This is a genomic window from Agrobacterium sp. CGMCC 11546, assembly GCF_013365515.1.
Taxonomy (GTDB): Bacteria; Pseudomonadota; Alphaproteobacteria; order Rhizobiales; family Rhizobiaceae; genus Agrobacterium; species Agrobacterium fabrum.
In genome coordinates this window covers 94875-107769 of record NZ_CP047387.1, presented here as the reverse complement: position 1 = coordinate 107769, position 12895 = coordinate 94875, and the positions used below count along the sequence as shown (strand labels likewise).

The 12895-nt window shown below is 59.6% G+C and carries 13 protein-coding genes; 3 read left to right on the top strand and 10 right to left on the bottom strand.

All coding sequences use genetic code 11. The features are described from left to right. Positions 1 to 26: 26 nt before the first annotated feature. Entirely contained in the window at positions 27 to 1226 is a 1200-nt protein-coding gene (locus tag GSF67_RS00510) for an aspartate aminotransferase family protein (RefSeq protein ID WP_006310681.1), read from the bottom strand. Positions 1227 to 1256: 30 nt separating this feature from the next. Beyond that, complete coding sequence (locus GSF67_RS00505) at positions 1257 to 1505, bottom strand: hypothetical protein (RefSeq protein ID WP_083815696.1); 249 nt, start codon at positions 1503 to 1505, stop codon at positions 1257 to 1259. A 153-nt stretch (positions 1506 to 1658) separates the two neighbouring features. Here GSF67_RS00505 and GSF67_RS00500 point away from each other — a divergent pair, with 153 nt between their 5' ends. Next, positions 1659 to 2192, top strand: coding sequence for a GcrA family cell cycle regulator (locus GSF67_RS00500; protein ID WP_006310679.1), 534 nt, complete (start codon positions 1659 to 1661; stop codon positions 2190 to 2192). Between the two features lie 291 nt (positions 2193 to 2483). Here the strand turns inward: GSF67_RS00500 and phoB are convergent, their stop codons facing one another. The 7 genes from phoB to phoR all read right to left on the bottom strand — a co-directional run bounded on the left by phoB (position 2484) and on the right by phoR (position 10432). Beyond that, entirely contained in the window at positions 2484 to 3167 is a 684-nt protein-coding gene (phoB, locus tag GSF67_RS00495; RefSeq protein ID WP_003493692.1) for a phosphate regulon transcriptional regulator PhoB, read from the bottom strand. Between the two features lie 32 nt (positions 3168 to 3199). Beyond that, positions 3200 to 3925 (bottom strand): phosphate signaling complex protein PhoU, encoded by a 726-nt coding sequence (phoU, locus tag GSF67_RS00490; RefSeq protein ID WP_006310677.1) that lies wholly within the window; start codon positions 3923 to 3925, stop codon positions 3200 to 3202. 96 nt (positions 3926 to 4021) lie between these two features. Continuing rightward, a complete protein-coding gene (gene pstB, locus GSF67_RS00485; RefSeq protein WP_006310676.1) occupies positions 4022 to 4837 on the bottom strand; it encodes a phosphate ABC transporter ATP-binding protein PstB in 816 nt (271 codons plus the stop codon). A gap of 14 nt (positions 4838 to 4851) precedes the next feature. Beyond that, positions 4852 to 6174 carry a phosphate ABC transporter permease PstA gene (gene pstA, locus GSF67_RS00480; protein WP_006310675.1) on the bottom strand — a complete coding sequence of 441 codons (1323 nt, stop codon included), beginning with the start codon at positions 6172 to 6174 and terminating at the stop codon, positions 4852 to 4854. Then, positions 6171 to 7655 carry a phosphate ABC transporter permease subunit PstC gene (pstC, locus tag GSF67_RS00475; RefSeq protein ID WP_006310674.1) on the bottom strand — a complete coding sequence of 495 codons (1485 nt, stop codon included), beginning with the start codon at positions 7653 to 7655 and terminating at the stop codon, positions 6171 to 6173. The genes pstA and pstC overlap by 4 nt, the downstream gene beginning before the upstream one ends. Before the next feature lie 287 nt (positions 7656 to 7942). After that, entirely contained in the window at positions 7943 to 8977 is a 1035-nt protein-coding gene (locus GSF67_RS00470) for a substrate-binding domain-containing protein (RefSeq protein ID WP_006310673.1), read from the bottom strand. Between the two features lie 195 nt (positions 8978 to 9172). Next, positions 9173 to 10432 carry a phosphate regulon sensor histidine kinase PhoR gene (gene phoR, locus GSF67_RS00465; protein ID WP_006310672.1) on the bottom strand — a complete coding sequence of 420 codons (1260 nt, stop codon included), beginning with the start codon at positions 10430 to 10432 and terminating at the stop codon, positions 9173 to 9175. 57 nt (positions 10433 to 10489) lie between these two features. Here phoR and GSF67_RS26195 point away from each other — a divergent pair, with 57 nt between their 5' ends. Beyond that, complete coding sequence (locus GSF67_RS26195) at positions 10490 to 10615, top strand: hypothetical protein (RefSeq protein ID WP_006310671.1); 126 nt, start codon at positions 10490 to 10492, stop codon at positions 10613 to 10615. Between the two features lie 48 nt (positions 10616 to 10663). Further along, complete coding sequence (gene ppk2 / locus GSF67_RS00460; RefSeq protein ID WP_006310670.1) at positions 10664 to 11545, top strand: polyphosphate kinase 2; 882 nt, start codon at positions 10664 to 10666, stop codon at positions 11543 to 11545. A 49-nt stretch (positions 11546 to 11594) separates the two neighbouring features. Here the strand turns inward: ppk2 and GSF67_RS00455 are convergent, their stop codons facing one another. Beyond that, entirely contained in the window at positions 11595 to 12743 is a 1149-nt protein-coding gene (locus tag GSF67_RS00455; RefSeq protein WP_035214693.1) for a hypothetical protein, read from the bottom strand. Positions 12744 to 12895: the final 152 nt, after the last annotated feature.

Genomic DNA, 12895 nt, shown 5'->3' with positions numbered 1-12895 from the left:
GAAGAGGCCCGCTTTTTATTGTTTCCTCAGGCGATTTTCGCCTGCTTGGCGGTCAGGGATGCGGCTGCCGCTTCCACGCGTGCCAGCCCTTCGCGAGCCTCTTCCGCCGTCGTAACGAGTGGCGGCAGAAGGCGGATGACGTTGTCGCCTGCCGGTACGCCGAGCAGATGTTCCGCACGCATGGCCTGCAGCAGCTCACCCGAGGGAACCCTGGCCTTGATGCCAAGCAGCAGGCCTTCGCCGCGAATTTCCTCGATGACATCGGGATAACGATCCTTCAGCGAGGCAAGCCCCTGGCGGAAAACCAGTGCGACATCACGGACCTTTTCGAGAAAGCCGTCAGCGAGAACGACGTCGAGCACGGCATTGCCGACCGCCATGGCCAGCGGATTGCCGCCATAGGTGGTGCCGTGCACGCCGGCCGTCATGCCGGAAGCGGCATCCGCCGTTGCAAGGCACGCGCCGAGCGGGAAACCGCCGCCGATACCCTTGGCAACCGCCATGATGTCAGGCGCGACACCAGTCTGCTCATAGGCAAAGAATTTGCCCGTGCGGCCAACGCCGGTCTGGACCTCATCGAAAATCAGGAGCAGGTCGTGCTCATCACAAAGCGACCGCAGCAGCTGCAGGAATTCCTTGGCCGGCGCGCGGATGCCGCCCTCGCCCTGAATGGGCTCGATCAGAAGTGCGGCCGTCTCGGCCGTGATGGCAGCCTTCAGCGCATCGACATCACCGAACGGCACCTGGTCAAAACCTTCGACCTTGGGACCGAAACCTTCGAGATATTTCTGCTGGCCGCCGGCGGCGATCGTCGCCAGCGTGCGGCCATGGAAGGCGCCTTCAAATGTGATGATGCGGAACTTTTCCGGATGTCCCTTGGAATAATGGTAACGGCGCGCGGTCTTGATCGCGCATTCCAGCGCTTCCGCGCCGGAATTGGTGAAAAAGACCTTGTCCGCAAATGTCGCTTCCGTCAGTCGCTTTGCAAGCTTTTCCTGTCCGGGCACTTCATAGAGGTTGGAGACGTGCCAGACCTTCTCGGCCTGGGCCTTGATCGCTTCCACGAGGTGCGGGTGGGCGTGGCCCAGCGAGTTGACCGCAACGCCGGCCGCAAAATCCAGATATCGCTCGCCGCTTTCCGTGAAAAGCCAGACGCCCTCGCCTCGCTCAAAGCGCAGGGGGGCTCTTGCAAACGTATCGAACAATGGCGCGGCTGCTTCGGCCATGGCTGTATCACTCCTTGCGCGGACGCGCTGTCAGACGGTTGTCAATAGGCTGGCGAGGTTATCCCTTGCCTGAAAATCAAAAATGCCGCCTTGCGGCGGCACCGGCACTATTGTCAGTTCGCCTGCCGATGTCAACAAAAGTCCGCATTTGCCGGGCGTCTCAAGCAGTAGTAGATGGAAGCTTTCGAGCCCCAAGGTGTTGCCTTTCAGACTCAACTCGCCAGCAAGTTGGGGAAAACCGGAAAATCGATTCCAGATGATTCCCCCGACTCTTGCCACGGAGTCGGGCTGGCACTAGGTTAATCGCTAATTACTAGACTGCATTGCGGCGGAACTAGTCACCGAAAATCTGGCGGAAACCACGCTTGCGGCACGCCCGCGGGGCGGAGAGGGATTCTGCCGACAAATACACGCGAAAAGCGGAGAAGCGGCATGAACTGGACAGACGAGCGAGTCGAGAAACTCAAGAAATTGTGGGCCGAGGGACTTAGCGCCAGCCAGATAGCAGCGCAGCTGGGCGGTGTCAGCCGTAATGCCGTCATCGGCAAGGTCCACCGTCTCAATCTGCCGGGACGCGTCAAGGCCGGCGGTCCGGTCACTTCGGCGCGTTCCGCGCCCAAGCGCGCCGCCGCCCCTGCCCCGCGCGCGACGAATTTCGCCGGTCGTGTCGGCACGGCACCGGCCCGGATCCTGACGCGTTCCAACGCGGCAACGGCTCTTCAGGAAGAGATCGGCGTCGAGACTGCTGAAGTTCTCGATTACGTTCCTTCCAGAAACGTCGTCACCCCGATTTCCCGTCGCCTGACGCTGACGGAACTGACGGAGCGCACCTGCAAGTGGCCGGTCGGCGACCCCTTGAAAGATGATTTCCATTTCTGCGGTTGTGAAGCGCTGGAATCTTCGCCCTATTGCAAGTTCCATGCGAAGCTCGCCTATCAGCCGGTCAGCGAGCGCCGTAAGGCTTGAGTGTTGCGGCACGCATTTGACACTCAAAAACTACGGGCCTTCGGGCCCGTTTTTTTGTGACAAAAGTATCGCGCTTCCCGGTCAGCGACAGCAGAGCGTCAAGGCTTTCCTCACCGCCGTCGGCTTTCGCCCGGCAATCCGGATTTCTGCGAGCCATCGGCAAGTTGTCAAAGGGATGATGCTGTCGTCTTTGCGGAAGGTTCAAAATGAAAAGGCCCGACACCATTCCGGTTTCGGGCCTTTCGATTTTGGAGTATGTCGCGCTGAAAGGAACCGTCAGTTCGGTTCCTCTCAGGCTTCCATCGAATATCCGGCACCACGCACGGTGCGGATGACATCCTGCATATGGGAGAAATTGAGCGCCTTGCGCAGGCGTCCGACATGCACGTCAACGGTACGCTCGTCTACGTAGATATCGTGGCCCCAGACGCCATCCAGCAATTGCGAGCGGGAGAACACCCGGCCCGGCGAGGTCATCAGGAACTCCAGCAGGCGGAATTCCGTCGGACCGAGGCGCACTTCGCGGCTTTTGCGGTGAACGCGATGGGTCTCGCGATCCAGTTCGATATCACCGCATTTCAGCACCGAAGACAGAACCTCGGGACGCGCCCGGCGCAGCATGGCCTTGACGCGGGCCATGAGTTCCGGCGTCGAGAACGGCTTGACGACATAATCGTCGGCGCCGGTGGCAAGGCCACGAACGCGCTCGCTTTCTTCGCCACGCGCCGTCAGCATAATGATGGGCAGGCGTTCCGTTTCCGGCCGCATTCTGAGCCTCCGGCAAAGTTCGATGCCGGAGACGCCAGGCAGCATCCAGTCCAGGATGAGAAGATCCGGAATACGCTCCTGCAACCTGATTTCCGCCTCGTCGCCACGGGGTATCGTGTCGACGTCGTATCCCTCAGCCTCGAGATTGTAACGAAGCAGGACGCTCAGCGCTTCCTCGTCTTCCACAACTGCAATCTTCGGCACCATATGCTAACTCCGCACAAGCCTCTGCCTGTCTGTTACTCGGTCACCGAACCGAGCGTGTTGGAACTGTCGTCCTTCGGACGCTCGCCCTCCGGCTGGCTGCCGGTGGCCATGTAATAGATCGTCTCGGCGATATTGGTAGCGTGGTCGCCGATACGCTCGATATTCTTGGCGCAGAACAGAAGATGCGTGCAGGTGGTGATATTGCGCGGATCTTCCATCATGTAGGTCAGAAGCTCACGGAAGAGCGACGTATACATGGCGTCGATTTCCTCGTCGCGCTCGCGGATGGCATTGGCCTTCTCGGCGGATCGGGTGGAATAGACGTCAAGCACTTCCTTGAGCTGCACCAGCGCCAGTTCCGACAGATGCTCGATGCCACGGGCGAGTTTGCGCGGCACGCCGGTTCCGGCAACCGCAATGACGCGCTTGGCGGTATTCTTCCCGAGATCACCGACGCGCTCCAGGTCAGCGGCAATACGCAGGGTGCCGATGATTTCGCGAAGGTCAGCCGCCATCGGCTGGCGTCTGGCGATGGTGACAATCGCCTTGTCGCCGATTTCGCGCTCAGCGTGGTCAAGAATGGTATCGTCCGAAATGACTTTCTGCGCGAGCGCAGCATCGGAATTCACGAGCGCACGCACGGCGTCGCCGCACATCTGCTCGGCAAGACCGCCCATTTCGGCGATACGACGCGTCAGAAACTTCAGTTCATCATCATAGGCAGACAGAATATGCGAATGGGTCGTTGTCTGTGTCATGGTCTAGTCCTCCGGCTTGGCCTGCATGCGCGTGCCCGGAAGCGGGCACGGCAGAGGCACCAGTCTTGTTCGGTTTCGAGAAAGCGCCGGCCAGGATCAGCCGAAGCGGCCCATGATGTAGTCCTGCGTGCGCTGGTCGTCCGGATTGGTGAACATCTTGTCGGTTTCGTTTTCTTCGACAAGGTGACCAAGGTGGAACATGGCCGTGCGCTGGGAAACACGCGCCGCCTGCTGCATGGAGTGCGTGACGATGACGATCGTGTAATTGGTGCGCAGTTCGTGGATCAGTTCCTCGACCTTGGCGGTCGCGATCGGGTCCAGCGCCGAGCACGGCTCGTCCATCAGGATCACTTCGGGGCTGACGGCAACTGCGCGGGCGATGCACAGACGCTGCTGCTGACCGCCGGAAAGGCCGGTGCCGGATTCCAGCAGACGGTCCTTCACTTCGTTCCAAAGACCGGCCTTCTGCAGGCTATGCTCGACGATCTGGTCCATATCCGCCTTGTTGCGGGCGAGACCGTGGATACGCGGACCGTAGGCGATGTTTTCGTAAATCGTCTTCGGGAAGGGGTTCGGCTTCTGGAACACCATGCCGACGCGGGCACGAAGTTCCACGACATCGATCTGCTGATCGTAGATATCGTCGGTGTCGAGCGTGATCTTGCCGGTTACCCGGCAACCGTCGATCGTGTCGTTCATGCGGTTCAAGGTGCGCAGGAAAGTGGATTTACCGCAACCGGACGGGCCGATAAGTGCAGTCACCGTGTTTTCGCGGACATTGAGGTTCACGTCGTAAAGCGCACGCTTTTCGCCGTAAAAAACCGAAACGTCCTTGCCGATCATCTTGTATGAGACTTCATTCATTTTCTTGTCCAGCGCCTTTTCAACTGCTGCTTCCGACAACATGTTCATTGCTCAATCTCCCTCTACCAGCGCCGTTCGAAGCGGCGACGCAACAGGATTGCGCCAACATTCATGAGAATGAGGAACAGAAGCAGGATGATGATAGCGCCAGATGTCCTTTCGACAAAGGCGCGCTCGGCTTCGTTCGCCCACATGTAAATCTGCACCGGCAGGGCCGTGGACGGATCCATCGGCGTTGTCGGGTAATTCGCAACGAATGCCACCATGCCGATCAGCAGCAGCGGCGCCGTTTCACCCAGAGCGTGGGCGAGACCGATGATGGTGCCGGTCAGGATGCCGGGCATGGCGAGCGGCAGCACATGATGGAAGATCGTCTGCATCTTGGAAGCGCCAAGCCCGAGGGCTGCGGCACGGATCGACGGCGGCACGGCCTTGAGGGCAGCACGCGTCGCGATGATGATCGTCGGCAAGGTCATCAGCGTCAGGACGAGACCGCCGACCAGCGAGGCCGAGCGCGGAAAGCCCATGAAGTTGATGAAGACGGAAAGCCCGAGCAGACCGTAAACGATCGAGGGAACAGCCGCGAGATTGTTGATGTTCACCTCGATGAGATCCGTCAGGCGGTTCTTCGGAGCGAATTCCTCAAGATAGATCGAGGCCGCGACACCGATAGGCAACGCCAGCACCAGCACGATCAGCATCATGTAGAAAGAACCGATCAGCGCCACGCCGACACCCGCCGCTTCCGGACGGCTCGAGGCGCCGTTGATGAAGATGCCGGTGTTGAAATGTTTGCCGAGCTGCCCGCTTTCGGCGAGCTGGTTCATCCAGCCGAGCTGCTGGTTCGAGATGCGGCGATTGGCTTCATCTGCCGTGAGATCGACCTGGCCCTTGAAGGCGCTGTCGACATCGCCCGACGCCAGAAGCGTAACGGTGCGGGTGGTGCCGATGACGGCCGGATCGGCGACGACGATGTCACGCAGCTGCGTGCGCACGCTGTCGGAGATCAGGAGGTTGACGGCACGAAGACCGGCACGGTCCGTCGGCGCAATGCCGAGAACCTTGGCGACCGCATCGCGGGCAACAACGGGATAATTGGCCGTCATCAGCTTCGCCGGGTTGGCGGCGCGCTCATTCTTCGGATCGATGATCTGTTCGGAGAACTCGACCGGAACAGTGATCATCGTCTGCTGGAAAGCGGTGTAACCCTTGGAAACAACCGAAAAAAGCAGCAGGAAGAGGAAGAGAAGGCCAAAGGAAATGGCTGCCATTCCGTAGGCACGGAAGCGACGTTCGGCCGCATAGCGGCGCTTGATGCCGATATCACGGCGCGTGGCCTTGTTGACGGCGCTACCGCCGGCTGCGGGAGAGACGATGTCGGTCATTCATATTGCTCCCGGTATTTGCGCACAATGTATAGCGCGTAGATATTCAGGCAAAGCGTGATGGCGAAAAGCGTGATGCCGAGCGCGAAGGCGACCAGCGTCTGGGGCGAGGTAAATTCAAGGTCACCGGTAAGCTGGCTGACGATCTTCACCGTCACCGTGGTCATGGGCTCGAAAGGATTGAGCTGAAGGCGGGCAGCAACGCCGGCCGCCAGAACCACGATCATGGTTTCGCCGATGGCGCGCGAGGCCGTCATCAGCACGGCGCCGACGATGCCGGGAAGAGCGGCGGGAACGATGACCTTCTTGATGGTTTCGGACCGTGTGGCGCCGAGACCCAGCGAACCGTCACGCAGCGAGCGCGGAACGGCGGTGATGATGTCATCCGACAGCGACGAGACATAGGGGATCAACATGATGCCCATGACGAAGCCGGCGGTGATGACGCTCTGCGCCTGAATGAAATTGGCGTAGTTGCCCGTCGCCAGACCGTTGATCTGCGTGGAAATGTCTCTGAGGAAAGGACCGACCGTCGTCAGCGCGAAGAAGCCGTAGACGATGGTGGGGATGCCCGCGAGCACTTCGAGCAGCGGCTTTACCACCGAGCGAAGGCGTGGCGTTGCATATTCCGACATGTAGATCGCCGAAAACAGCCCGACCGGCACGGCGACCAGCATGGCGACGAAACCGATATAGAGCGTGCCGGCGAGCAGCGGGATCAGGCCGAACTGGCCGGAAGAGTCCGTCGCGCCGGCCGCGGCAAAACGCGGATCCCAAACCGTTCCGAAGAAGAACTGGTGCGCCGGAACCATGGTGAAGAACTGGATCGCTTCCGTGAGCATCGAAAGGACGATGCCGATGGTCGTGAGGATGGCGATGGACGACGCGACGACCAGAGCCGCGAGAATGACCCTCTCCACCCTGTTGCGCGCCCGAAAACGCGGCGCGATTGAACGCAGTGCATAAGCGGCACCGGCGAATGCGACCAGCAGCACGGTGGCGATCATACCCAGGCGGCTGGTGGAGGTCATCGCGTTCAGCGTCTGGGCCGCGTCGACCATGAAACGCTGCGGTTCACCGGCGATCGCGACACCTTTCGATGCCAGAAGCGGCCGGACCGCTGCCGTGTCGGCCTCAACCTGCGCGGTTTCTTCCGGCGCCAGCCGTTGGAGGCCACGGGCAATGGAGGTCACCATGCCATAGGTGAGGCTCTGCTGTGCCTCGGATTGCGCCCGGACATCCTCCGGAAAATCACCGCGCACCGCGGAAGTGACGAGCAGCGGGCTGATGACCAGCCAGGCACAGAGAATGAACGCCGCGGGCAAAATAGCCCAGACGACCGCGTAAGAGCCGTGATAACCGGCACGGGAATGCATGCTGGAGGGACGGCCACCAGACAGGACAACAGCGCGGCGGCTGCCGAGCAGATAACTGCCGATGCCGATGAGCGCCAGTATCAGCAAAAGGATCGATGTGTTCATTAGAGTTCCCTCGGCGTGCCTCAAGAGCACGGTGCGATATCGGGCAAATCAAAAAGTCATCAAAACGAGACCGCTGGACCATCCGGAGATGCTTGCCGCCTGACTGTAATAAAGTCTGGCAAGCGTCAAGGTTGATACATCCTATCCATCTGTAATCCATCAATATCATGTGGATGGCGATGGATGGGAACTGTCAACCGGAGACAATCACCGAGACGAATGGCGCCGAGGCGGAATGGCACCGAAGCGGAACGAGGGGCGCGGCAGGCCGCACCCCTCTTTCTTTATTACATCGAAGCGCCGGCAGCGAACTTGGAGCGGATTTCTTCGCGTTCTTTGTCCGGAGCGGCAACGAGGCCATAGTTTGCGAGCGGGGAGTCGGGACCGATCATTTCGTCAGAAACGAAGAACTCGACATATTCCTTGAGGCCCGGGATAACGCCCAGGTGAGCCTTCTTCACGTAGAAGAACAGCGGGCGGGAAACCGGGTACTTGCCGCTGGCAACGGTTTCGGTGGACGGAACGACGCCGGAAACAGTTGCAACCTTCAGGCGGTCAGCGTTGTTTTCATAGAAAGCGAGGCCGAAAACGCCGAGGCCGGTCTTGTTGGCATCGATACGAGCAAGCGTTTCGGTGTAGTCGCCGTCGATGTCGACTGCAGCGCCGTCCTTGCGGACTGCAACACACTTTGCAGCAGCCTGCTTGGCGTCAGGGACCAGCGCCTTGATGGCGTCGGTTGCCTTGGCTTCCTTGCAGCCGTCAGCCATGATCTTCTCTTCGAAGACTTCGCGTGTGCCGTGCTTGGAACCCGGGATGTAAGCAGCGATCGCGACGTCAGGCAGTTCCTTGTTGATTTCCGACCACTTCTTGTAGGGGTTGGCAACGAGCTTGCCGTCCTTGACGATTTCAGCGGCGAGCGCAAGGTACAGATCCTTCGGCTCGAGCTTGATGTCCTTGTTGGAAGAGTCCATTGCGAAGACGATACCGTCGTAACCGATCTTCACTTCCTGAACGTCGGCAACGCCAGCAGCCTTACAGGCGGCCAGTTCGTCGCTCTTGATCGGACGCGAAGCATTGGCGATGTCGATGGTGCCTTCGCCGACGCCGGAGCAGAATGCCTTCAGACCGCCGCCCGTACCGCCGGACTCAACAACCGGAGCCTTGAAGTTCGGGAAAGTCTCGGCAAAAGTCTCAGCAACGATCTTGGCGTAAGGCAGAACCGTGGACGAACCAGCAACCTGGATCTGGTCGCGAGCAGCGGCGGCGCCAGCAAAGGCGACAGAAGCCACCAAGGCTGCTGCGGAAAATTTAACGAAGTTCATTTGTCTCTCCCGTCGTGGGCTTGTTTGTGGACGCAGCCGATAGCGGCACTCGCTCTAAGCATGCGCTCGGCGACCTTTTCTTAACCACCGTAGCCACATCCTTTTATGTCACTTTGACGAAAGATTTGTGACAAACTAAATTATTGATTTAATTTATATATTTCTGCAATTTTTAAAAACGGCCAATCGTTCATGTCAAAATCTGACGGTGAAGTCCGTGCCGCTGCCCATTTCCGATTTAATAATGAGCCTGGCGCGGTGGCGGGTGAGGATGTGCTTGACGATGGCAAGCCCAAGACCCGTTCCCTTTTTCGAACGGCTGTCGGCCACGCTGACGCGATAAAAACGCTCGGTGAGGCGCGGCACGTGCTCAGCGGGAATGCCCGGCCCCTTGTCGATGATGCTGACCTCCACCGGCTTGCCGGGTTCGGCGCGCAGCCAGACATCCACGACCTTGCCTTCCTGCCCATATTTGCAAGCGTTTTCAACGAGATTCTGGAATACCTGCACCAGCTCGTCGCGGTCTCCCTGCACTTCCGCCGGCCGGTCGGGCAGATGCAGCGTGATGGTTACATCAAGCTCATCGGCAAGCGGCAACAAGGCATCACGCACATGGCCGATGACGGGCACGAGATCGACCTTCTGGTCCGGCGCGATGTTTGCCCGCAGCTCCAGCCGTGAAAGGGACATGAGATCGTCCACCAGCCTGCTCATGCGGGTTGCCTGATCCAGCATGATGGCAAGGAAGCGCTCCTGCGCCTTGGGGTCGTTGCGCGCCGGCCCCTGCATGGTTTCGATGAAACCGCGAAGGGAGGCGAGCGGCGTGCGCAATTCGTGGCTCGCATTGGCGACGAAATCGCTGCGCATACGGTCGATGCGGCGAAGCTCCGAGACGTCGCGGAAGGACAGGATGTAGAATGGCGGGCTGGCGCCCTCGCCCACATCCGCACGGGCGATGCGGACGATGAAGACCCGTTCGGAAGGGAAGCGTTCGGAATGTTCGACCTGATTGGGCTGGCCGGTGGTGATGGTTTCGCGAATGACATCAAGCAAGCCGGGCGAGCGCAGCCTTGCGGAAATATGCGCACCGGCGGGAAGCTGGCCAAAGGCGCGCTCGGCTGCACCGTTCTGAAACAGCACGCTGGCATTCTTGTCGAGAATGAAAACGGGCGTATCCAGTACTGCAAGGCCCGCCCTTACACCGGAAATGACGTTTTCATCCGGCTCATCCACATCCGCGACTGTCGCTTTATCCTTTTCGGGCACCGCCGGTTTTTCCCGAACGGCAAGAATGGCGATGATCGCGCAGAGCCAAAGGGCAGCGGGCATATAGGGCGTGTGCAGCTCGGTAACGGCCACCACGGCAAGCATGCTGACGATGAGAACGGGCAACCAGTTCCGGCCGAGCTTCTTCCCCAAAAGCCTCAATCCACTCTCGCCTTCCCTCACTGCCATTTCAGCCTGCTCTCCACTTTCATCTGACAGCACATCGAAATCTCATAGGCCAGCTTCATGACAGAGATTCATCATCGCGCATTTTCCACAACGTATATGCGCGAAATCCGCGCCGCAATCGTCAGCGCCGTCGCAGCCCGGCTCGCCGGTCCTGTTTCACTTGAATTCCGGCAATGGATGTGAACTCATTGGCGGCGAGTTGCCTTTACACAACAACATCAGGAGGAAACCATGGGCGAAGAAAAAAAGAAGCGGACGGTCGAGATCACCATTGGCGGCAAGTTGCGCAGCTTCGACATCGATGACCCGGTTCTTCCCGATTGGGTGGAGGAAAAGAAGCTTTCCGCCGGCAATTTTCCCTATGACAAGAAGATGAAGCGGGAGGATTACGACGCCACGCTGGAAGCGCTGCAGGTGGAGCTGGTCAAGGTGCAATTCTGGCTGCAGGCGACCGGCAAAAGGGTCATGGCGGTTTTTGAAGGCCGCGACGCGGCGGGCAAGGGCGGCGCGATCTTTGCGACGCACGCTTATCTGAACCCCCGTTATGCCCGCGTGGTGGCGCTGACCAAACCAACGGAGACCGAGCGCGGCCAATGGTATTTCCAGCGCTATATCTCCCATTTTCCGACCGCTGGCGAATTCGTTCTCTTCGACCGTTCCTGGTATAACCGCGCCGGCGTTGAGCCGGTCATGGGTTTCTGCACCCCGGACGAACACAAACGCTTCCTCAAGGAAACGCCGCGTCTGGAAAAGATGCTCGTTCACGACGACATTCACCTTTTCAAATTCTGGCTCGACATCGGCCGCGAAACGCAGATCGAACGCTTCCATGACCGTCGCCAAAGCCCGCTGAAATGCTGGAAGCTTTCCGACATGGACATCGCTGCACTGACGAAATGGGACGATTACACGCAAAAACGTGACGAGATGCTGGAAAAAACCCACACCGATGCCGCGCCCTGGACGGTGGTGCGCGCCAATGACAAGCGCCGCGCACGGGTGAACCTCATTCGCCATATTCTTCTTGCGCTCGATTATGAGGGCAAGGACAGACAGGCCATCGGCGAGATCGACGACAAGATATTGGGATCAGGACCAGATTTTCTGAAATAAGACCGCGAGACGAAAACAAGCGCCCCATCCGAGGCGCTTGTGCTTTCCCTTATTGACCCGGCAGAATGCGCACCGAATAAAGATTGATCGGGCGGCCGCTGCCATCGATATCGCTGTTGATGAAAATCTTGCCCGGCGCATTGGGAGCGAGAGACCGCTCGAATGTCGTGTTCAGCAGCATATCCGCACGCTCGGCCGTCGCGGTGAAGCGGTGGCGGGAACAATCACCCAGCGTGGCGAAATCGCAGGAGACGGACACCTGTGTCTGGCGATCACTGGAGGATTGCAGCGTGATCGATATGGTCGAGGACTTGCCCGCCATGTCCCGCATTACCTCCACCGGAACCTCGACGCTGACGGCGCCATCCTGCGCCACACTTTTCGAGGTCACCCGTATTACCTTGCCGGCGGGCGTGGCAACATTTTCAACATTGGCGCGCGGGCCGGCCGAAATGCCGGAGCTGCCGCGCTCCGCATTGAAGACCTCGACCCAGTCATCGGAAAAGCCGCGGCCGGCAGAAAGGCTGGGCGCGGGCTCCGTGCCGTTGAAATCTTCCGCCTGCACCTGTGCGGGCGGATTGGGCACGCTGGTATCGCGCTGTTCGGGTGACAACAGCAGGCCGGAAGAATAGACCCACCAGGCGCCGAAGCCGATAAAGGCCAGCAGCGTCACGTAGATAAAAAGCCGGGCAAACAGCCCGCGGCGCTTGCGGCGGCCAACCGCGCCCTCCGGGCGGAAAGCAAGTGACGCATCGGCCGCGCTGGAGCTCCGCTTCGATGGCTTTCCGTTGCGCCGCCCCGCGCTCGACGTCTCCGGAGCAATGGCCGCAGCACCCGGCCGCACATCGCGCGTTTCCCCGCGCAGCTCCGGCTCGACTGCCATATGGTCGTGATGGGCTGGCTGCGAAACAGGATCAACCCCGTGATCGTGTTCCACCGGACTTTCAGGCGCCGGCGGGCGCAATTGCTGCTCCACCCTGTCCAGGAGACGGTTACGCTCTTCATTTTCAATGAGATGAATGAGGCTCTCGAGCCGCTGACGCTGCTGGGCAACGACCTGCGGATCGTCTATGCCCTGCTTGCGAAGGCCAGCTTCCAAGGCCTGACGGGAAGATTGGTAAATCCGTGCACGAACTTCGGCGTTCGATCTGTCCGATTTTTCCAGAGCATTTCTGATTGCCGTTTCCAGTCCGCTCACGACCGATCCTTGTTCTATTGCGCTGTGCAAAAATATGCGGCGCTGCGCCATGTCTTCACGATTCGGTAACGGCTATGCCGCCCCTCCGCAAGCATCGTTTATGATAAAGACCGGATTGCCTTGAGGAAAATCGATCCATTGTGGCGTTACGA

What these genes read in the sequence shown, in the direction of transcription:
- GSF67_RS00500 (WP_006310679.1), top strand. Translation starts at nt 1,659, where the DNA reads ATGAACTGGACAGACGAGCGAGTCGAGAAACTCAAGAAATTGTGGGCC.
- GSF67_RS00510 (WP_006310681.1), bottom strand. Translation starts at nt 1,226, where the DNA reads ATGGCCGAAGCAGCCGCGCCATTGTTCGATACGTTTGCAAGAGCCCCC.
- ppk2 (WP_006310670.1), top strand. Translation starts at nt 10,664, where the DNA reads ATGGGCGAAGAAAAAAAGAAGCGGACGGTCGAGATCACCATTGGCGGC.
- phoR (WP_006310672.1), bottom strand. Translation starts at nt 10,432, where the DNA reads ATGGCAGTGAGGGAAGGCGAGAGTGGATTGAGGCTTTTGGGGAAGAAG.
- GSF67_RS26195 (WP_006310671.1), top strand. Translation starts at nt 10,490, where the DNA reads ATGACAGAGATTCATCATCGCGCATTTTCCACAACGTATATGCGCGAA.
- phoB (WP_003493692.1), bottom strand. Translation starts at nt 3,167, where the DNA reads ATGGTGCCGAAGATTGCAGTTGTGGAAGACGAGGAAGCGCTGAGCGTC.
- pstB (WP_006310676.1), bottom strand. Translation starts at nt 4,837, where the DNA reads ATGAACATGTTGTCGGAAGCAGCAGTTGAAAAGGCGCTGGACAAGAAA.
- pstC (WP_006310674.1), bottom strand. Translation starts at nt 7,655, where the DNA reads ATGAACACATCGATCCTTTTGCTGATACTGGCGCTCATCGGCATCGGC.
- pstA (WP_006310675.1), bottom strand. Translation starts at nt 6,174, where the DNA reads ATGACCGACATCGTCTCTCCCGCAGCCGGCGGTAGCGCCGTCAACAAG.
- GSF67_RS00470 (WP_006310673.1), bottom strand. Translation starts at nt 8,977, where the DNA reads ATGAACTTCGTTAAATTTTCCGCAGCAGCCTTGGTGGCTTCTGTCGCC.
- phoU (WP_006310677.1), bottom strand. Translation starts at nt 3,925, where the DNA reads ATGACACAGACAACGACCCATTCGCATATTCTGTCTGCCTATGATGAT.